19 protein-coding genes and 2 pseudogenes are annotated in these 20309 nt (G+C 52.4%); 4 read left to right on the top strand and 17 right to left on the bottom strand.

All coding sequences use genetic code 11. The features are described 5' to 3' along the window. Together BUA28_RS14970 and BUA28_RS14965 are read left to right on the top strand one after the other, a co-directional pair. A pseudogene (locus tag BUA28_RS14970) lies at window positions 1-971 on the top strand (dolichyl-phosphate beta-D-mannosyltransferase); the annotation flags it as partial. A 31-nt stretch (window positions 972-1002) separates the two neighbouring features. Next, a complete protein-coding gene (locus tag BUA28_RS14965; protein ID WP_083570051.1) occupies window positions 1003-2466 on the top strand; it encodes a DUF4139 domain-containing protein in 1464 nt (487 codons plus the stop codon). 156 nt (window positions 2467-2622) lie between these two features. Here BUA28_RS14965 and BUA28_RS14960 read toward each other — a convergent pair whose 3' ends face one another. The 4 genes from BUA28_RS14960 to pdxJ all read right to left on the bottom strand — a co-directional run bounded on the left by BUA28_RS14960 (window position 2623) and on the right by pdxJ (window position 5581). After that, window positions 2623-3060 (bottom strand): Hsp20/alpha crystallin family protein, encoded by a 438-nt coding sequence (locus BUA28_RS14960; RefSeq protein ID WP_072768922.1) that lies wholly within the window; start codon window positions 3058-3060, stop codon window positions 2623-2625. Window positions 3061-3300: 240 nt separating this feature from the next. Further along, complete coding sequence (nagZ, locus tag BUA28_RS14955; protein WP_072768921.1) at window positions 3301-4350, bottom strand: beta-N-acetylhexosaminidase; 1050 nt, start codon at window positions 4348-4350, stop codon at window positions 3301-3303. Between the two features lie 131 nt (window positions 4351-4481). Further along, window positions 4482-4859: a holo-ACP synthase gene (acpS, locus tag BUA28_RS14950; RefSeq protein WP_072768920.1), complete on the bottom strand. Its 378-nt coding sequence runs from the start codon at window positions 4857-4859 to the stop codon at window positions 4482-4484. Continuing rightward, window positions 4856-5581, bottom strand: coding sequence for a pyridoxine 5'-phosphate synthase (gene pdxJ, locus BUA28_RS14945; protein WP_072768919.1), 726 nt, complete (start codon window positions 5579-5581; stop codon window positions 4856-4858). The genes acpS and pdxJ overlap by 4 nt, the downstream gene beginning before the upstream one ends. A 403-nt stretch (window positions 5582-5984) precedes the next feature. Between pdxJ and BUA28_RS14940 the strand changes: the two genes are divergently transcribed. Continuing rightward, window positions 5985-6347, top strand: a complete 363-nt coding sequence (locus BUA28_RS14940; protein WP_072768918.1) for a YidH family protein — start codon at window positions 5985-5987, stop codon at window positions 6345-6347. Between the two features lie 131 nt (window positions 6348-6478). Here the strand turns inward: BUA28_RS14940 and BUA28_RS14935 are convergent, their stop codons facing one another. The 12 genes from BUA28_RS14935 to BUA28_RS14880 all read right to left on the bottom strand — a co-directional run bounded on the left by BUA28_RS14935 (window position 6479) and on the right by BUA28_RS14880 (window position 17870). Further along, on the bottom strand, window positions 6479-7339 hold the full coding sequence (locus tag BUA28_RS14935) for an MBL fold metallo-hydrolase (protein ID WP_072768917.1): 861 nt from the start codon (window positions 7337-7339) through the stop codon (window positions 6479-6481). Window positions 7340-7556: 217 nt separating this feature from the next. Continuing rightward, on the bottom strand, window positions 7557-8282 hold the full coding sequence (gene recO / locus BUA28_RS14930) for a DNA repair protein RecO (RefSeq protein ID WP_072768916.1): 726 nt from the start codon (window positions 8280-8282) through the stop codon (window positions 7557-7559). Between the two features lie 16 nt (window positions 8283-8298). Further along, window positions 8299-9210 carry a GTPase Era gene (gene era / locus BUA28_RS14925; protein ID WP_072768924.1) on the bottom strand — a complete coding sequence of 304 codons (912 nt, stop codon included), beginning with the start codon at window positions 9208-9210 and terminating at the stop codon, window positions 8299-8301. A 93-nt stretch (window positions 9211-9303) separates the two neighbouring features. Beyond that, complete coding sequence (gene rnc / locus BUA28_RS14920) at window positions 9304-9978, bottom strand: ribonuclease III (protein WP_072768915.1); 675 nt, start codon at window positions 9976-9978, stop codon at window positions 9304-9306. A gap of 96 nt (window positions 9979-10074) precedes the next feature. Further along, window positions 10075-10878 (bottom strand): signal peptidase I, encoded by an 804-nt coding sequence (gene lepB / locus BUA28_RS14915; protein ID WP_072768914.1) that lies wholly within the window; start codon window positions 10876-10878, stop codon window positions 10075-10077. Between the two features lie 97 nt (window positions 10879-10975). Beyond that, on the bottom strand, window positions 10976-12772 hold the full coding sequence (gene lepA, locus BUA28_RS14910) for a translation elongation factor 4 (RefSeq protein WP_176767821.1): 1797 nt from the start codon (window positions 12770-12772) through the stop codon (window positions 10976-10978). A 161-nt stretch (window positions 12773-12933) separates the two neighbouring features. Then, window positions 12934-13224, bottom strand: a complete 291-nt coding sequence (locus BUA28_RS14905) for a glutaredoxin family protein (protein ID WP_072768912.1) — start codon at window positions 13222-13224, stop codon at window positions 12934-12936. Further along, complete coding sequence (locus BUA28_RS14900) at window positions 13205-14620, bottom strand: DegQ family serine endoprotease (RefSeq protein WP_072768911.1); 1416 nt, start codon at window positions 14618-14620, stop codon at window positions 13205-13207. Before BUA28_RS14900 ends, BUA28_RS14905 begins: the two co-directional genes overlap by 20 nt. A 301-nt stretch (window positions 14621-14921) precedes the next feature. Continuing rightward, a complete protein-coding gene (locus BUA28_RS14895) occupies window positions 14922-15908 on the bottom strand; it encodes a MucB/RseB C-terminal domain-containing protein (RefSeq protein WP_072768910.1) in 987 nt (328 codons plus the stop codon). Beyond that, window positions 15905-16432, bottom strand: coding sequence for a sigma-E factor negative regulatory protein (locus tag BUA28_RS14890; RefSeq protein ID WP_072768909.1), 528 nt, complete (start codon window positions 16430-16432; stop codon window positions 15905-15907). The genes BUA28_RS14895 and BUA28_RS14890 overlap by 4 nt, the downstream gene beginning before the upstream one ends. Window position 16433: 1 nt before the next feature. After that, window positions 16434-17036 carry an RNA polymerase sigma factor RpoE gene (gene rpoE / locus BUA28_RS14885; protein ID WP_072768908.1) on the bottom strand — a complete coding sequence of 201 codons (603 nt, stop codon included), beginning with the start codon at window positions 17034-17036 and terminating at the stop codon, window positions 16434-16436. Window positions 17037-17525: 489 nt separating this feature from the next. Then, the gene (locus BUA28_RS14880) at window positions 17526-17870 is read right to left on the bottom strand and encodes a four-helix bundle copper-binding protein (protein WP_072768907.1); all 345 of its coding nucleotides are present in this window, start codon (window positions 17868-17870) and stop codon (window positions 17526-17528) included. 499 nt (window positions 17871-18369) lie between these two features. Between BUA28_RS14880 and nadB the strand changes: the two genes are divergently transcribed. After that, window positions 18370-19986: an L-aspartate oxidase gene (gene nadB / locus BUA28_RS14875; RefSeq protein ID WP_072768923.1), complete on the top strand. Its 1617-nt coding sequence runs from the start codon at window positions 18370-18372 to the stop codon at window positions 19984-19986. Between the two features lie 131 nt (window positions 19987-20117). Here nadB and BUA28_RS16115 read toward each other — a convergent pair. After that, window positions 20118-20309, bottom strand: a pseudogene (locus BUA28_RS16115) (IS5/IS1182 family transposase); the annotation flags it as partial.

Genomic DNA, 20309 nt, shown 5'->3' with positions numbered 1-20309 from the left:
GGCTGCGCCGGCCGCATGCATATCTGGCCGCCGCACTTGCGCTACTGCTGTTTTCGCCGGTGATCATCTGGAATTTCCAGCATGACTGGGCGTCGATCCGATTTCAATCACAGCGGGCTACGGGAATAGGCAACCAATTTTCTTTGCAATGGTTATTTCTCCACATTTTGCTGGTTTTAACCCCCATAGGCATGTTGGCTGCGGGCCTGGCACTGCTCGGTAAAGATGGCGCCGACAACCCGCACATGCGCAGGCGACGCCTGTTCATACGTGTATTCACCGCCGTGCCGCTCGCCGCATTTTTTTGGCTCAGCCTGTTTGGGGCGCCAAAGTTTCACTGGACGGCGCCGGTGTGGCTTGCGGTGCTGCCCACCATGGCGTGGATGATGGGTCAAACCGGCAATAGGCAAGTTCTGGCAAACCGCGTCAGAGCGGCGTGGAAACCTACCATCGGCGTTTGTTTATTTCTCTATGCATTCGCGCTTCACTATGTCGTGCTCGGCATACCCGGGGTTCCATACGCGGTTTTCAATCAGCACTATTTCTGGCGAGAGGCAACAGAGGAGGTCGAGCGGGTTGTATCGGCGGTTCGACAGCAGGCCGGGCAGGAGCCTATCGTGGTGGGAATGAGCCGGTGGTCGGTCGCCAGCGCCCTGTCTTTCTATAATAAAGAGGAGCCGATGGACATACGCTCGCGCAACATGTTCGGCCAGAACGCCGCGATGTACGATTTCTGGTATCCATCGGAGCCACCAACGACCCGGCCGATCATTCTGGTGGGCATGAAGCCCCATCAGCTCGAGCATGATATCGCGGGCGTAGACGATATTACACCCGCGCTGGTTCAACCGGGGCCAGTAAAGGAGTTGGCGCTCATGCGGGACGGTAAACCATTGCGGCATGTATATTATCGTGTCGCGCAGGGGTATTCAGGCCTCCGAGACAAGCCCACTATAGAGCTTGCTGAGTAACCGGGTAAGAAAACAGAAATCAGGTAATGAAATGCTGAAAATTTGGGTAACAGGAATTGTCACCGCGAGCTTCGCAATGGCTTCCTTCGGGGCCGTTGCGGCTTCTGGAGGAGCCGGTGATGAGAAAGTCATCGCTGCCGCTGAACAAAAAGGCATGGCTGTCACGATTTACAATGATGATCTGGCGCTAGTGAAGGATACGCGCCGGGTCAAGCTTGACCTGGATTTCAACAAGCTGGCCTGGCGTGACATCTCCGGCCAGATACACCCTGAAACGGCGCAGCTGCGTAATCTGACTCACTCCGCGGGATTTCGATTACTGGAGCAGAATTTTAATTCCGAACTGTTGACGCCAGAAAAATTACTGGAAAAGTATGTCGGAAAGGAAGTAATCGCCATCCGCACCAACCCGGCGACCGGTACTGAAACCAGAGAAACGGCCATAGTGCTAGCGGCAAATAACGGGGCAGTACTCGAGTTCGGCGATCGTATCGAGACGGGTAATCCAGGCAGACTGGCGTTTCCAGGTGTGCCAGAGGGTTTGCGCGATAAGCCGACCCTGGTGATCTTGCTCATCAATTCAGCTCAGGGCGAACAGAATCTCGAGCTTTCCTATTTAACGTCGGGCCTTTCATGGCGTGCAGATTACGTGGCGGAATTGAACGATCGTGAGGATCATCTTGATTTCAACGGCTGGGTTACGCTGATCAATCAAAGTGGAATTGCTTATCCGAATGCCCGGTTGCAACTCGTGGCGGGTGAACTGAACCGGGGCCGCCAGCGGCTCCCAATGCAGCGTAAAGCGATGAGCATGACGGCAGAAATGGCGGATTTCACGCAGATGAAGCAGGAGTCGCTGCTTGATTATCACCTGTATACGCTCCCGCGATCCACAACGTTGGCGGAGGCTCAGACCAAGCAGGTAGCGCTGATGTCCGCGAATCATATTTCCGTCACAAAGCAATTTCTGCTGTCCGGAGCGGACTATTATTACTTCAGCCAGAGTGTGGATCTCGACCAGATATCGAAAGTTGGCGTAATTTTTGAGTTTCAAAACAGTGGCAAAGGGCTTGGTCTTCCGCTACCCAAGGGAGTAGTACGGGTTTACAAAAAAGACTCGCAGGGTAACGCGCAATTCGTGGGCGAGGATCAGATCGACCATACGGCGGAGAATGGATCTGTGCGCGTGAAACTGGGCGACGCGTTTGATTTGACTGCCGATAAAAAGCAGACGGACTTCAAAAGATCAGGCGGGGAAGGGCGCCACAATGGCATTGTCGAAGCTGCTTTTCAAATTGTATTGAAGAATGTAAAAAAAGAATCGGTTACAGTGGTTGTACGAGAACCCGTGCCAGGAGACTGGACGATGGTTTCGGAATCTCAACCTCATGTCAAGAGAACATCCGGCATTGCGGAATGGAAAATATCAATCCCCGCGAACGGCAAGGCCACTCTCACCTATCGCGTGCGCATCAACCATCTGCCATCAAGCTGAATCCGCAGTTGACCGCTCGTTTTTGAGCTCATTTGTCAATCAGCGCTATAACCGAAAAGGCTTTTTTGTACCCTGAGCTTCACCTTTCTGGTGAGTTTCCCGTCCAATATCGGATTCCGATCAAAAAAACGGAGCCCGAAGACTCCGTCAGATCACTCACTCGGCAGAGGTTACGCTGATTTTTTTTGGCTGGACAGCTTCACGTTTAGGGATGACAATTTCCAGCACCCCATGATTTGATTTTGCCGATATCGCGTCCGGATTTGCGGTATCGGGTAAGCTAAAGCGTCGGTAAAAAGAGCCATAAGTACGCTCAACCCGCTTGTATCCTTCTTTTTCAGTTTTGGCTTCGGTTTTCTTTTCGCCCTTGATAGTCAGCACGCCCTCTTCCATACTGATATCGATTTCTTCCGGTTTAACTCCTGGAAGGTCCGCCTGGAGAATGAATTTATCAGCATCCTCCTTGATATCGACTGCTGGCGCCCATTCGGCAGTAGCGGTCGATCCCTCGCCATCCCCGCCTTCACGTGCGCGGTCCAGTTCTCTATGTAGTTGATGCAACAGGCTCCAGGGTTCATAACGGGTTATAGCCATAATGCCTCCATATTGTTGATGTTGTACCCAATGCTGAGAGATTGAATCAGCACTTAACAATCAATATAGTTGCATTTACCGCTTTTTCAACCAGGCTCGGATAAATTTTGGCACTGGTCTACGGCTCTACGGGAGCAACGCAATGTTCTATTTGATGATTGAAAACACGCTTACGGATAAGCTTACCATCGCTCTACCGAGAGAGCCTGCTGACGTGGCGGGGGAAAGGAACCTGACGCGTTATGCCAGCGGCAACTCGCTGCTCTGGATTCCAATGCTTGAAATCTGTTCGACTGCTTTCACAAAGCTGGCGTTCTCACGCAGTTCGGCGATCGAAGCGGGGTGGGGTCTTCCACGCATGCGCGCGAGGCGAATAATGCTGACCGCTGCAATGTCACATTTTAATTCCGCCAGTAATATATCCGCCGCCTCTGGATCATTGCACACCAGGACCATATCGCAACCCGCCGCTAGTGCTGTTTGTGCGCGCTGCACCACATCTCCGATAACTGTTGCGCCTTCCATGCTCAAATCATCGCTAAAAATACATCCTTCAAAGCCAAGTTCTCCGCGGAGAATTTTTTTCAGCCATATGTCGGAAAAGCCTGCCGGTCGCATATCCACCTTCGGGTAAACCACGTGCGACGGCATGATGCCAGCAAGGCCGAAATCGATCATTTTGCGAAATGGGCTCAGGTCGTTTGCTTCGATTTCCGCGTATGAACGTTCGTCTACCGGCATTTCAACATGGGAATCCGCCTGAATATAGCCGTGTCCCGGGAAATGCTTTCCCACCGCCGTCATGCCGCTGGATTTCAGGCCGGACATAAGGCTATGCGCCAGCTCGGTGATCGCTTGCGGTTTACGATGAAAGGAACGGTCACCGATGACGCAGCTCTGCCCATAATCCATATCCAGCACCGGGGTAAAGCTGAAATCCACCCCCGCTGCGCGCAGTTCTGCAGCCAATACGTAGCCCGTCTGCTGCGCCAGGTGTCGAGCGTGGCGGGGGTGTGCGTCCCAGATCCTGCCCAGTTCGCGCATAGGGGGCAGTCTCGTGAAATCCTCCCGGAAACGCTGTACCCTGCCGCCCTCATGATCTACTGCTATTAATAATGGTGGAGTTCGAAGTGCATGGATCTCGGCGGTCAGCTGCTTGAGCTGCATGAATGATGAGTAATTGCGCGTGAATAAGATCACGCCGCCGATCAGCGGGTGGTGGAGTTTTATTTTATCGTCGACAGTAAGTTGCGTGCCTTCGATGTCGAGCATGACAGGGCCGAGCGACATAGTGCGTCTCTATGAATTTGAATTGAAATTTTCGGGGAAGATAAGGCGCAAGAAATGTCGGTGCTGCAGGTTTTATGTTTTATGACAAGCTTCTTGAGTCATACAAGAAATTGATATTATAAAGTGGACAGCTATTTTTCCAGAATAACAAAAGCACAGGCAAGATTTAACTCGTCGCTAATGGAAAGATGATGGCTGGTAATGCCTTTGTTCGTGAAAAGCGTGCTCAATGCCGGGTGAAAGGTAAAGTACGGTTTGCCCAGGTCGTCATGGGTTATTCCAATATGGGTCAAGCTTACCGGGTAGCGCATACCCGTGCCGATTGCTTTGGACAAGGCTTCCTTGGCGGCAAAACGCTTGGCCAGAAACATGGCAGGCTGGCCGCTCTTGATGTAGTCCGGCCATTCCTCATTCGTTAGTAATCTTTTGGCAAAACGCTCGCCATATTTTTCCAGTAATCGCGCAATACGTGATGGCTCGACCAGATCGGTTCCGATCCCATAAATCATTTGCGCACTTCGATCATCAGCTTTTTCATCTCTCGTACTGCCTGTTCAAAACCGACAAATAGAGCGCGAGCCACGATTGAATGGCCGATATTGAGTTCGGATATGCCGCTCATCGCCGCGATGGATTGAACGTTGTGATAATGCAATCCATGGCCTGCATTGACCTGCAGCCCTTGGCGAAGGCCTTCCGCTACTGCGATGCGGACCCGCTCCAGCTCATGCTGTTGCTCGTCGGTGGTGTCCGCATCGGCATAATGACCGGTATGAATTTCGATAGCCGGCGCACCGGAGTCTGCTGCAGCATTGATCTGTGCATGATCCGCATCGATAAATAGCGATACGCGGATGCCAGCCTCCGCCAATTTGCGACAGGCGCGTTGCACTTGATCGAAGTGCTGCAGCACATCGAGCCCGCCCTCGGTTGTCAGTTCCTCCCGTCTTTCAGGCACAAGACAAACATCATGGGGTTTGATGCGGAGCGCAAAATCGATCATTTCATCGGTCACCGCGCTTTCGAGATTCATGCGGGTTTTAAGCGAGCCGCGCAAAAGTTCCACATCCTTGTCCTGGATGTGGCGACGGTCTTCGCGCAGGTGCAGCGTAATCGCATCCGCTCCGGCAGATTCGGCGATTAACGCCGCCTCTACAGGGTCGGGGTAGGACGTGCGTCGCGCTTGCCGGAGTGTGGCGACGTGATCAATATTGACGCCGAGTTTTATCATAATTCTTGCTTGTCTCAATAATTGCAGTCTGTGCGCGGTGGTCAAAATGATAGCGCATGCAGTAGCTGGGCATTTTGCCACTGTATCACGCCAATTACTCGATCAGCGCGTAGGAAAAACCTTTGCTTGCGGCAGGCACAGCGCTGACTGGCTGCTGGCAAAAACCAAGCCTGACCAAGGTTGCCGATGAACCTGTACATGCCTCGCGTTTTACAATAGCCAGGCGATGATGCTCAAATAAAAACTCACTATACTATAGTAGACTGTATTGGAAGGACAACATGCTTTGTGCGCGATTCCGATTACGGTGGTAAAAGGAGTATGAGATTCAGCTTGGTCGCACGGTATCGCTATAAAATTAACCCGTTCGGAAACCCGCAGGGAAGAGAGCGAGCTAGAAAAGATGTCGGATCCACGAGTTTTCTTCGCAGCTGAACGCACACTTTTAGCATGGGTGCGAACAGGGCTTACTATAACGGCGCTCGGTTTTGTCGTCGCCAGGTTCGGACTGTTTCTGAACCTCATGACGGCTTCAACCGGAATTTCGGCAGCGGCGCCTCATTGGTCTTCGGAAGCGCTTGGCATTATTCTTGTGCTGGCCGGTTCCTTAGTTATCCTGGGGGCTTTCCATAATCACAGGCTTTATATACGGTCTCTCCCGCCGGAGGATTTGCCCAAACTGGCCATACCATGGCTTACATCGTTTCTATCTGTATCTGTCGCCGGGGTGGGGGTACTACTGGCGGTGTATCTTTTATTCGCATGACACCTATCTATACAGGCTATACGGCAGTAAATCAGCCATTGAACAAATTCGCTGCCATTGCCAAAGGACAAAGGACAAAGGATAAAGGATAAAGGATAAAGGGTATCACGCAAGCGTCCACTCTCAGCTTATCAGATCAGGTTCAACGGTATTTTCAAATATGAAACACCATTCCCTTCCGGCGGTGGCATCCCTCCCGCCCGCACGTTAACCTGCACCGATGGAAGCAACAGCATCGGCATATCAAGCGTAGCGTCACGTGCTTCGCGCATGGCGACAAAACTGTCTTCGGAGATTCCGTCGTGCACATGTATATTCCGTGCACGCTGCTCAGCGACGGTACTTTCCCAGCGGGCCTGGCGGGTTGGGGGCGGGTAGTCGTGGCACATGAACAACCGGGTCTCCGCCGGTTGTTCCAACAGTTTGCGTATCGACCGAAATAGCTGGCGCGCATCCCCTCCAGGGAAATCGGCGCGTGCCGTGCCGAGATCGGGCATAAAGAGCGTATCGCCAATAAAGATGACGTCGCCGAACTGATAAGACAAGTCGGCAGGCGTATGGCCGGGGGTCGAAATCGCCTTTGCACTCAATTTACCGATTTCGAAGGTCTCGTCATTCCCCAGGAGATGATCAAAGTGGCGGCCATCCGGCATGAATTCGGGCCCAAGGTTGAATATCTCCTTGAAGATCCGTTGTACTTTTGGTACCTCACGCCCGATTCCGGTTTTTCCGCCCAGTTGACTCCTGAGATAATGTGCTGAAGTCAGATGGTCAGCGTGCACATGTGTTTCAAGAATCCACTCCACTTTCAGTCGCTGGTTTTCCACGAACGCAATCAGGCTGTCTGCGGATAAAGTACTCGTTCTGCCCGACCTGTGGTCGTAATCCAGCACGGGATCGATGATTGCGCAGGTGCCACCGGGCTCGTCGAAGACAATATAGCTAAGCGTCTGCGTCACTGGATCAAGAAATGCCTCGATATTCGGTTGCATCTATTTTCTTCCCGCTTCAAGTTGATCAATCATGCTTTCCTGGGACTCTCCACAGGTAATCTATCGTTTCAACCTCGCTTGCGGTAATGGTTTCGTGTCTGCCGTGGAGCCGTGTCTTCGTCCGCAAGACTTGAAGGCACGGCGCTCAAGCTTGCGGGTTTCAGGCGTTCATGTACGTTGAGCTGGCGCAAGCAGGAGTGATTATCTAATGGATATATCATAGCTGCTGAAGGTCTTTCAGCAGTTGGCGCGTATGGAGTGGTTTATCGCCGAGATAGTGGTTGAGTATATAGCGCATCAGCGCCTTGCTCTGTTGCCGTGTCAGCGTGTCGGAATAATCACCCCGCTCCATGTCCAGAAGCGTCTTGCCGTCCAATTGCAAGCCCTGATCGCAGTGATGTCCATTGAACGGTACCGGCCCACGCTCGATTTCATAGCAATAATCTTTATTCGCATCGATGGAATTGCCGGAGGCGTCGCGGTCAAGTGTCAAGGCATAACCGAGCTCTTGCAGCAGCCGTTGTTCAAAGCGCCGCAGTATGGGAATGTAATCTTTCCCGTTGCTCAGCGCGGACAGGGCCTCCTGGTAATATATGAATAGCTGTTCATGCGGATCGTTACGGTGCAACAGGCGCACCAGCAACTCGTTGAGGTAAAAACCGCAGATGAGGCCTGTCCCCTGCAACGGCATCTGGCCTGCCTGCCATTCCGCCTTGTGCAGCGTGCGCAGTTCCGTTTTTCCACCCCAACTGAGTTGCAGCGGCTGAAAAGCCCGTAATAGGCCCCTGAAGGCGGATTTTGGACGCTTGGCTCCCTTTGCCACCAGCGGCACTCGTCCGAAATTGCGCGTGAACGCTTCCACCACGAGGCTGGTTTCAAGGTATGGGTAAGTATGCAGCACGAATGCGGGCTGGGCGTCCTGACGCTGTTTGTCCGCGGTCATTATTCGTCAACCGGGTTTACGAATACCCCAGGGTTTTCAAAACCCGCGCGTCATCAGCCCAGCCACTTTTAACCTTTACCCAGATCTTGAGATATACCTTACCACCAAAATTTTCCTCCATATCCTTGCGTGCGGTGGTACCGATCAGCTTGAGCTTTTCCCCGCCCTTGCCAATGATGATCGCTTTCTGATTGGCCTTGTCCACGATGATGGAGGCGTCAATTTTGCGCAGCTCTCCCTCCATTTTGAATTGATCGATGATGACGCTGGTTGAATAGGGAATTTCTTCACCCAACAGCCTGAACAATTTTTCACGAACCAGCTCGGCGGCGATGAATCTCTCATCGCGGTCAGTTGCCTCGTCTTCGCTGAACAATGGCGGGTTTTGCGGCAAATACGGCCGAATTGTGTTTATAAGCGCCGATAACTGGGTTCCACGCTCAGCGCTTACCGGAACGATTGCCGCAAAAGGAAATTCCTTTGCCATTTTTTCGAGAAAGGGAAGCATCTGCGATTTATCGATCATCCGATCTACCTTGTTGACAGCAAGAATCACCGGCCGGTCTCCAGGCAAGAGTTTGACGACCATTTTGTCGCGATCATCAAAACGCATCGCCTCAATAACGAATATTACCGCATCCACATCGCGCAGGCTTTGAGTAACGATACGATTCATTGCGCTATTCAGACGATTCGTATGCCGTGTCTGAAAACCGGGAGTATCGACAAAAATAAACTGGGATCGCGCGTCGGTGAGAATGCCGTTGATGCGATGGCGCGTGGTCTGTGATTTTTTTGATGTGATACTGATCTTTTGCCCAACGAGGCTATTCAACAGCGTCGACTTGCCGACGTTGGGGCGTCCCACGATAGCGACATAGCCACTACTATGGTTGGGATCGGTAGAATGGTCGAGGTCAATATTCATGCAGGAAATGGTTAACGGGAAGGGAAAGCCGGTGATGGGCGAGCGTGCAGCGCAAAAAAACATAAAGGGACTTTCTGCCCTATCTGCCGTTTGCTAACGGCGCGAATGAAGCTGCTCATAAGCTTGTTTCGCTGCTTCCTGCTCCGCGCTACGCCTGGAGACACCTTCTCCCACAGTGCGGATATCAGGTTTTACAATCATGCATTCCACCTTGAATTGCTGCTGGTGAGCTTCGCCGGTGGTGGCGATAACAGAATACTGTGGCAGCGCCAGCCTGAGGCCCTGAAGATATTCCTGAAGAAGCGTTTTAGGGTCTTTGCCCAGCGTCTGCGCATTCAGCCCTTTCAGTAACGGAGCGAAAAGCGCTGTAATGACCTTCTCAGCCTGGGTAAAACCTCCATCGAGGTATATCGCTCCGAGTATCGCCTCCAGTGTGTCGGCGAGAATAGAAGGACGCTGCTCTCCGCCACTTTTGAGTTCTCCATCGCCAAATCTGATCAGCTTTCCCAATCCAAGTATCTGGGCTCGCTCGGCCAGTGCTTGCTGATTGACCAGGTTGGCCCGGACTCGTGATAGGTTACCTTCCGTGAGGTCCGGAAAGTGCCTGAATATCAATCCTGCGATGGCACAGTTGAGCACACTATCGCCGAGAAATTCGAGGCGCTCATTGTGTGGAAGGCTATGGCTTCGGTGAGTCAGTGCCTGACGCAGCAGCTCAGGTCGATTAAAAATGTAGCCTATTTTCCGGCACAGTGCATCACTGTTCATATCCTGGCAAGTTTTATACGATTTTTGATCCGGGCCGCAGCTGACCCTCTATTATCGTATGGCGCAATTGCCCGCCGTGATTCACCTTGGCCCCGGCTAGTCAATGGATAACCCGATTCGCTTGAGATCATTGAAATTCCACCAGATCATGAATGCCTTGCCGACAATATTGCGCTCCGGAACAAATCCCCAGTATCGGCTATCGCTGCTGCTGTCCCGGTTGTCGCCCATAGTGAAATAATTGCCTTCTGGCACCTTGCAGGTAAAACCATTGTCATTGTAGCTGCAATTCTCATGATGGGGGAATGGACGCACGCCGGCAAGCTGTATGGCAGGAACTTCAGAATTGATGAGAATCTTATAGCTATGATCTCCTACCGATTCGCTAAAACGACGGCTGTAGACGTAATTCAGGCCGGATTCCACATAAGTATATTCCCCGTCCGGCTGCGTTTTAACTGGAATATCATTTACAGCAAGCCTCTTGTTGTGATAGGTGACGGTATCACCCGGAACCCCGATAATGCGTTTGATATAATCCATCGAGGGGTTCTCCGGATAGCGGAACACCATTACTTCACCCCGCTGTGGCTCTTTCACGTCCAATAGTTTGAGATTGATGACGGGCAACCGAATACCATAGGTATATTTGTTCACCAGTATAAAATCCCCTACCAGCAGAGTCGGGATCATCGAGCCGGATGGGATTTTGAAAGGCTCCACCAAAAACGATCGTAGGCAAAAGACGACCAGGATCACGGGAAAAAAACTTTTGGGATACTCCACCCACCACGGTCCCTGGGCTTCCGGCGCGCGATGGCGTCGCAGCGCGAAGCGATCGAGCAATGCGATACCGCCGGTTGCTATCAGCAGTATCAGCATGATGAGAGGAAAGTTCATTCCGCGTTCCCGAGTGATAATATCTGGCGCCGTATTGAAGGCAAAAACTGCTCTGGCTGGCGTATATAAGCCTTTTGAATACTGATGCCCATCGTTGTTATTTGTCGCCCACTTGCAGAATAGCCAGAAAGGCTTCCTGGGGAATCTCGACATTCCCGACCTGCTTCATTCGTTTTTTTCCGGCTTTCTGTTTTTCGAGCAGCTTGCGTTTGCGGCTGATGTCGCCGCCATAGCACTTGGCAAGCACGTTCTTGCGCAGCGCCTTGATACTTTCTCTCGCGATGATATGCGCGCCGATGGCGGCTTGTACCGCAATATCGAACATTTGCCGAGGAATCAGTTCGCGCATTTTCTGCGCGAGTTCCCGTCCCCGGTACTGGCTGCTGGCCCGGTGCACAATCAGTGACAGTGCATCCACCTTCTCGCCGTTAATGAGAATGTCCAACCTGACCAGATCGGAAGCTCGAAATTCCTTGAACTCGTAATCCAGCGACGCATACCCGCGGCTTGTGGATTTTAACTTATCGAAAAAATCCATCACTACTTCATTGAGCGGCATTTCGTAGGTGAGCATCACCTGCCTGCCCATATATTGCATGTTCTTCTGCGTTCCGCGCTTGCTGATGCAAAGCGTTATGACCGCACCCACATATTCTTGTGGAACGAGGATGGTAGCAGTAATGATCGGTTCGCGGATTTCCTCTATTTTCGAGAGATCAGGCAGTCTTGACGGATTCTCGATTTCAGTCGTCGAGCCGTCGCGCATCATTATCTGATATACAACTGTCGGGGCGGTGGTAATGAGATCCATGCCGTATTCCCGTTCCAGCCTTTCTTGTACGATATCGAGATGCAGCAGGCCGAGAAAACCGCAGCGGAAACCAAAACCCAGGGCTTGCGATGTTTCTGGCTCATATTGCAACGAGGAATCATTAAGCTTCAATTTCTCCAATGCATCGCGCAAAGCCTCATACTGGTTCGATTCCACTGGATAAAGGCCGGCAAATACCTGCGGTTTTATCTCTTTGAAGCCAAGCATCGGCTGGCTGGCCGGACGTTCCGCCAGAGTTACCGTATCGCCCACCTTGGCCGATTTCAATTCCTTGATGCCGGAAATAATAAAGCCCACCTCGCCTGCACCGAGAGATTCCCGGTTTTTTGACTTGGGCGTAAACACGCCGACCTGCTCGCATAGATGGACCGCTTTGCTGGCCATCAGCAATATCCTGTCTCTGGGTTTGAGTATCCCATCCAATACCCGCACCAGCATCACTACGCCAACATAGTTATCGAACCATGAATCAATGATCAGGGCCTTCAACGGCGCAGCAGGATCGCCTTTGGGTGGTGGGATACGTGTAATAACCGCTTCGAGGATATCCAGCACGCCCTCTCCGGTCTTGGCGCTGCAAAACAGCGCATCCTGGGCGTCGATGCCGATAATATCCTCTATCTCTTCAATTACGCGCGCTGGTTCGGCTGCAGGCAGATCGATCTTGTTCAGTACCGGCACTACCTCCACCCCCTGCTCGATGGCAGTGTAGCAATTTGCAACGGTCTGGGCTTCTACGCCCTGCGAGGCATCCACCACCAGCAGCGCGCCTTCACAAGCCGCCAGCGAGCGCGATACTTCGTAGGAAAAATCGACGTGTCCCGGCGTATCGATCAGGTTCAGCAGATAATGAGTACCATCGCGCGACGTGTACTCCAGCGCGGCCGTCTGCGCCTTGATCGTAATTCCGCGCTCGCGCTCCAGGTCCATGGAATCCAGTACCTGCTGCTCCATTTCGCGGTCCGACAGACCGCCGCACAAATGAATGATGCGATCGGCGAGGGTGGATTTACCATGGTCGATATGGGCAATGATGGAAAAATTACGAATGTGCTGCATCAGCGGTCAGGGAATCAGGATGGAATCAAAGAGGATGATGATCAGAATGGCGGGAATATAAACAACTAAAAAGGGCACTATTGTGCCCTCTTGAAAATGTATGGTATTGGTCCTCGCAGGTCTTGCGCGAATCCGGCAACCTCGTCTATTCAAGAATATGCATTCTAGCGAATTTTGGCGAAATAAGCATCAAGCGCAACAGGATCGAGGTGATAGTGGCAAATTTCCTCTCCTCCGGCTAGCAGTACCGGAACCTTTAAGCCGTAACGCGACTGTAGCTCTTCATCACTATCCACATCCACCACGTCGAGGTGAAAAAAAAGCCGCGCCTGTAATTCTCGCAGGGCGGCAATCATGTCCTGGCAGAGATGGCAATGCTCTCGGCTGTATACCACCAACGTCAATGGATAGGTGTCGGTATCGGAAGCGGCCGGGTTATTTGCTGTCGTTGCCATTGAGCTTCATCGTGATGAAAGTCGCGGTATCGCCGCGTCTGACGAGAAGTGCGATGTTACGCCCTTTTCCGGTCTTGTTGAGCAACTGATTGAATTGCTCGACGGTGGTAACATCCTGATTATTTATGCTTAGGATCACATCACCCGGGCGGACACCTGCGTGACTGGCGATGCCTGGCACCATGTCTTCCACCAGCAGGCCGTTGTCCACCTCCAATTGTTTCTTCTGGTCTGCGCTAAGTTCGCTCAAGCTGAGCCCGATACGATTGGATGTATCCGGCGCTTTACCGCGTTTACCGCCCAGGCCCACCGGTTTCTCATCCGGTGGCGTTTCGTCTACCGTCACCGTCATTTCTTTGGTGGCGCCGTTACGCCAAACCAGCACCGGCACCTTCGTCCCAGGCTTGGTGGCGCCTACAATACGCGGTAAATCGCCTGCAGCAGTCACGGGTTTGCCGTCAAACTTCAAAATGACGTCTCTCGCTTCCATACCCGCTTTCTCTGCGGGGCTGCCCTTTTGTACCGAAGCGACCAGCGCGCCGTCAGGTTTCGGCAATCCAAAGGATTCTGCGAGTTCCTTGGTCACTTCTTGTATCAGTACGCCAATCCTGCCACGGCTCACCTTGCCGGTAGCGATCAACTGATTTGAAATATTCGTGGCTACATCGATGGGGATAGCGAATGACAAGCCCATGAAGCCGCCGGTACGGCTGTAAATCTGAGAATTGATACCCACTACTTCGCCATTCATATTGAATAGCGGCCCACCCGAATTGCCGGGATTGATCGCCACGTCGGTCTGAATGAAAGGTACAAAATTTTCCTGCGTCAGAGAGCGCCCTTTGGCGCTGACGATGCCGGCGGTCACGCTGTTTTCAAAGCCGAAGGGCGAACCGATCGCCACTACCCATTCGCCAACTTTCATTTTGCTCGGATCGCCTTGGGTTACCTTAGGCAGGCCGCTGGCTTCGATTTTGAGAAGCGCGATATCGGTTTTCCGGTCGGCGCCTATCAGCTTGGCGCGGAATTCGCGTTTGTCGGTAAGCTTTACCGTAATTTCGTCGGCAGACTCCACCAGGTGCGCATTGGTCAGGATATAGCCATCAGAACTGATGATGAAGCCCGACCCCAGGGATTTCGACTCGAAATCCCTGGGTGCGCCATAGGGCTGCATGTGTCGGCGAAAAAATTCAAAAAATGGGTCATCCTCGGGAATATTAGGCATCCCTGGAAAATCCCGATTGGAAACCACGCTGGGTGCTTGCACCGTGCTTATATTCACCACGGCAGCGCCTTCTTTTTCAACGAGACTGGTAAAATCGGGTAATTCCCGGTTCTGTGCGAAAACGGTAGTTGACAATCCAATCAGCGTGATCAGAACAAATTTGCGTATCATTCTCTGTCTTCCATAGGAATAAAAACGAATAAACCTTCCATTCGAGATAAATAGCTGAGCTTCCGCAAGACTATCATACCGAACTTTTCGGTCTGGCGCGCCAGAAACGGTTCGTAACAGCCTCAGGAATCAAGCGGTATAGGCTGGGCATTTTTACTCACCGTCAGCACCCGGACCTGATGGCAGGCAACCTGAACGAGGACTACCGGACATGTTTTTCCGGTTCGTGGTTCGTCATTGGCGTGCATCGGAATACAACTCAAGCTGGTCTTGAGATTCCAATCCGATTCCCATCCCGTTTCTAATCGGCCTTCCTGCTTACCGAGTTCCCGATTTGCATTACGGTGGCCGGCGGAACTTCGCCTACCGTTGTTACGACGTTGTCCGCCATAGTACGGCTATAGATGTTGATTGCACCGCGGCTGTGATAAAGCCCGTCACTCGGGGGGGGGGAATCCTTGGATACCGGCTCGATGAACACCGATACCGCCGCAAGGCCATCCGATAATGCGATATGCCCCACTGGTGCCGGCTTTCCTGAGAGATGACGCTTCATTTCGATGATCTTTTTGAATCCAGAAGGAGGATCTTTAACCTGCCAGCCGAGTTTGCCGCGTCCTACTGTAGACGATACGAGATTGGTGGTGCGCCACTCGGCAGCTTTCCCCGCGTATTTGGATTTCAATAGTTCTTTATCTACATTGCCGCCAATTTTCAATGCAGTAAAAACAAACTGTTCGACGATGCGGTCCTTATCCATCACTGCAGCTTTAAGCAGCAGGCCCGTATGGATATCTACCCATAGTTTCTGGCCATAGCGCTTATCGTCCCGGGGTTCCAGTTCGATTACCTGGCAAAGGTAATCGCTGACGCGCTCCTGCCCACCTTTCTTGACAATATAGTTCTCATCCAGATTATTCAGGGGCTGCGGCAGAAGTGCCGGAAAAACTTTCCGAAGCCAGCGCTTTTCAGTGACAACGGTCTTGCTTTCCGGCAAATAGCACCTCATCTCATCATTATTACGGATGATTTCCCGGGGTGCGCCATCCAGCACTTCGCTTCTTTCCTGCTCGCCGTCCTCATTCACGAAATGGACGATGCGAGAGGTCTCGATATGATCGCCGGATGAATAAATGAAAGTGCCGACGTAGTTATACTGACGAGGCGCGGCAGCAATCTTTTGCAGCCAGTTTAATGCCTCTGGGGATGAGCTGGGCGAATGTTGCGCAAATACAGGTTGAACGTTGGCGCATAACAGCAAGAGGGTAGCCAGCGCGACCCGTGTCATCTGGCAAAATTTTGGTGCGATTCCGCGGCCGTACGCATATAAGGTGCTACGCCATGCACCGAGGTACTAGGCGAAAACTCCCGATGCGCAAGAAGGTAATCGTTGATTTGCGCCGGAGCCGACACCGCTGCCGGAACCGCCGGAACAGCGGTTGCTGGAGCGGGATTGTTCTGCGCCATATTTTGCCGTGCTATCTCCGGTTGTTGCATCGTTTGCAGGCTCATCCATCCCGCGACGGCTACTGCCGCGATCGAGGCGGCGGCAGCGTAGGCAATCGGTTTATGCTTCATCGACAAGCGCCGTGCGCGCACCGCCGCTATATCCGGTTCGTTCGCTAACCTTGCGCCGACGCGACGTGTGATATCGAAAGGTTTTGCATCGGATTGCCCCAGCGAATCGCTGATCAGATGATAAAGCGCCCATTGCTCGCGTAAGCCATCCATTTTTTTGAATTGGTCGACGACAACCGCTGCCTCTTCAGGATCCAGCTCGCCGTCCATCAACGCTGATATTTTATCTTGCATGCTACCACCTCTTATCTTTGCCGGTCCCCAGCAGGGGCCGTAGTTTTTCCGCTATAGCTTCCCGGGCACGAAATATTCGCGACCGAACCGTACCGATGGGACAATTCATGATGACAGCAATTTCATCATAACTTAGCCCTTCAATTTCTCTCAGCGTAATTGCTGTACGCAATTCTTCAGGCAGTTCGTCCAGGGTCTGATTAACCGTCTGCGCGATCTGCTTGCTCGTCAGTTCGCTTTCCGGCGTGTTCATCTCCCGTAAATGACTACCCTCCTCGAAGCCTTCGGCGTCTTCGTTATCGAAGCCGGCGGTGGTCGTCGGCGCACGCCGACCTTGAGCCACCAAAAAATTTTTTGCCGTATTAATACCAATTCTGTACAACCAGGTATAAAACGCGCTGTCCCCACGGAACGACGGTAACGCGCGATAAGCCTTTATAAACGCTTCCTGGGTCACATCCTCCACTTCCGCCGAGTCGCGGATAAATTGCGATAGCAGTCGTGCAAGTTTGCGTTGATACTTGACCACCAGCAGATCGAACGCATGTTTGTCTCCTTGTTGCGCGCGCTCCACCAGCTGCTGATCGATTTCCCGGTCACCCATGCCGCCTAATCCCTGAATTTGTGTTTTTTATACTTGTGGCTGCTGCATTACGAGGCAGCCCAGTCAAGTATACTCGTTCAAGGGTCCATCTGGGTGTTACGCGCAGACACGCTATTGGCGACCTGTGTGAACAGACAACGCATAATATAAATTAGTTCAGCTGAAAATGTGGTTATTCGATGTGGCAGAGTTCATGGCGCAATTCCGGATAGTTTTACAACTAAAAAACGACCTTAATAACAGTTCAAAAGTTAATTTAAGAGACCGAAGAATGGAAAAGGCCGATTCGATTGCCCTGGTTTCACTTTATCGGCATCCTCATTCTTGCAGGTGCTGCATAAAAACGTGACATAGCCAGACGAGGGTCGCGGTTCAAATTACTGCGCTCTACGTAACTTTACATAGCATCAACCGCAATCCCGGGGGTACTTGCTACTCACAGTGTTGCTGCTTCAATCCGGCATTCTGCCGAAAGTGGGGTTGCGAGAATCAGTGACTGTAGCTCGCCATGCTTCGGCAGCTTTCCGCGCATTTGCGACAGGCGCGGGCGCACTCTTCCATCCCATCCAGTTTTTCGCAATTTTCCGCGCAAGCATCGCAAATTCTGGCGCAGACACCACAGACGTGATTGCTCAGCCTTGAACCGCTCAGCATGAAATTAAGCGACGTCTGGCAGATTTCGGCGCAGTTTATCATGAGTCGGAAATGCTCGGGCTCCACATGTTTTCCGCCTGTTTCAAGGCAATGATTCATGGCGGTTTGCAGGCAGATCTGGTGGCAATGGCTGCACGCGTCGATGCATGCTTGCATGTCTTGGCTGTTATCACTAGGCATGAGGAAAAGTCTCCTTTTTTTGTTCGTCAATCGGTTTTTATGTGGCCAGGGCAAAAATCGGTGCAAGAAGATAATGTGCACCCGCGGCGCAGCGCGTTCTGTACGATAGCAGACATAGCCTTTGCTATTAAAATGGGGAGAAGAGTGGGGGCGTCCTTTCCAATATTTACTATAAGACCTGTTCCGACCTTCCCATCCGTTGACGCGTGAAGTTTCGGTGAGGTTGGAGTGAAGTGCAGCCCCTCAGGATTTTCTAATGCATGGATACCACGCAAAGGATTAGGCTGGTGGTGAAGCAAGCAATAGGAGTGAGGTTGAAATAAGCGGAATGATGGTTGCGCTTCGCTTTACTTATGCGGCTAACCCGCCGGTTCGGCTTCCTGCCCCGTGTCGCTATCCCGTGTCGCAAAGCATGATGGCATAATGCGTATAAAGACCGGCGGCAGGTCTGTTATTATTGCATTCATTGGAATTAAAACAAGAATACTCAATTGCCCAATTGACACAGCTTAATTTCGACACTCTGATCATCGGCAGCGGTCTGGCTGGCCTCACCCTGGCGCTGAATCTGGCGCAAACCAACAAGGTGGGCCTCATTACCAAACGTGCGCTACTGGACGGCGCCAGCGGGTGGGCGCAGGGGGGGATTGCTGCGGTTTTGTCAGAGGAAGATTCGCCCGAAGCCCACATAAGGGACACGCTTACCGCCGGTGCGGGTCTCTGTAACGAAGCTGTTACGCGGTACGTGGTGGAAGAAGGACCCCGGGCCGTCCAGTGGCTCATTAGCCAGGGCGTTCCGTTCACTCGAAACCAGGGCAGCGGGACCGGGTATCATTTGACCCGGGAGGGCGGTCACAGTGTACGACGCGTGATCCACGCGGCGGATGCGACGGGGCAGGCCGTGCAGCTGACCCTGATCGAGAAGGCACGTACCCATCCAAATATCACCGTGCTTGAGCACCATGTCGCGATCGATCTCATTACCAGCGCGAAACTGGGCCGCACGGATCATAACGGCAACCGCTGCTATGGCGCCTATGTGCTGGACAGCGCAGCCGGACAGGTTTACACCATCGGCGCTAATAACACAGTATTGGCGACTGGCGGTGCCGGCAAGGTTTATCTCTATACCACCAATCCCGATACCGCTACCGGCGATGGTATCGCCATGGGTTGGCGCGCAGGCTGCCGCGTAGCCAATATGGAATTTATCCAGTTCCACCCCACCTGCCTTTATCACCCTCATGCCAAATCATTTCTCATCAGCGAGGCGGTACGTGGTGAAGGCGGTTTGCTGAAGCTTCCTGATGGCTCGCGATTCATGCCTTGGCACGATGAACGCGCGGAGCTCGCGCCGCGGGATATTGTCGCTCGTGCAATCGATTTCGAAATGAAAAAACGCGGACTCGATTGCGTTTATCTCGATATATCTCACAAGCCGGCCAATTTCCTGAAAGAGCACTTTCCCAATATCTATAAACGCTGCCTGGAATTCGGCATCGATATCACCTTGCAACCCATTCCCGTCGTGCCCGCCGCTCACTACACCTGTGGTGGCGTTTTCACCGATCGGAAGGGCAAAACCGACATGGATAATCTTTATGCGATCGGCGAAACTGCCCATACCGGTCTGCATGGCGCCAATCGGTTGGCAAGCAACTCCCTGCTGGAGTGCCTGGTGTTCGGTCAGGCGGCAGCCAATGATATTATCGGGCAGACGCCAGCGCCCGCCGTTGAGTTGCCGCAATGGGACGAAAGCCGTGTTACCAATGCAGATGAGGAGATCGTCATCTCGCACAACTGGGACGAATTGCGGCGTTTCATGTGGAGCTACGTTGGCATTGTTCGCACTACCAAGCGTCTGCAACGCGCACAGAACCGCATCAGTCTTCTACACGAAGAAATCAACGAGTATTACGCAAATTTTCGCGTAACCAGCGATCTGCTGGAACTACGAAATTTGGTGGATACCGCCGACCTTATCGTGCAAAGCGCCATGCTGCGGCATGAGAGCCGTGGTCTGCACTACAGCCGGGATTATCCGGAGTTGCTGCCGGAGGCGAAGGATACGGTAGTAAAGCGCGGGGCTACCGATTCTATCGCAACACAGGATTAGCCGAGTGTGAGCGAAGCTGCAAGCGGATTGGCTCGACAGAAGAGTGCCATTGATACTTCCAGAAACACCCAGCCATGCGAGGATTCTACTGCACCTTGCAGCTAATTAGTCGTCCCTGAAAAACCTCATCTTTAACAAAGTTCCATCATTAATCGATGGTTCTCTTCATTTTGTTTTTGTCCGAGGCATTGCAAGCATTCCAGGATTTGGGCGTACAAAAGCGCCAAGCGGCGCAGGATTTTGCGCAGGTTGTGCCCAGCGCCACATAACAAGGCGTTCATGGCATCCCCTCGGGCGCCCTTGAGGAAGTTTCTCCCCAGGCG

The organism is Nitrosospira sp. Nsp11 (genome assembly GCF_900142705.1).
Taxonomy (GTDB): Bacteria; Pseudomonadota; Gammaproteobacteria; order Burkholderiales; family Nitrosomonadaceae; genus Nitrosospira.
Note: the sequence above shows the minus strand (reverse complement) of the source record. Positions and strands in the feature narration are given on the sequence as shown.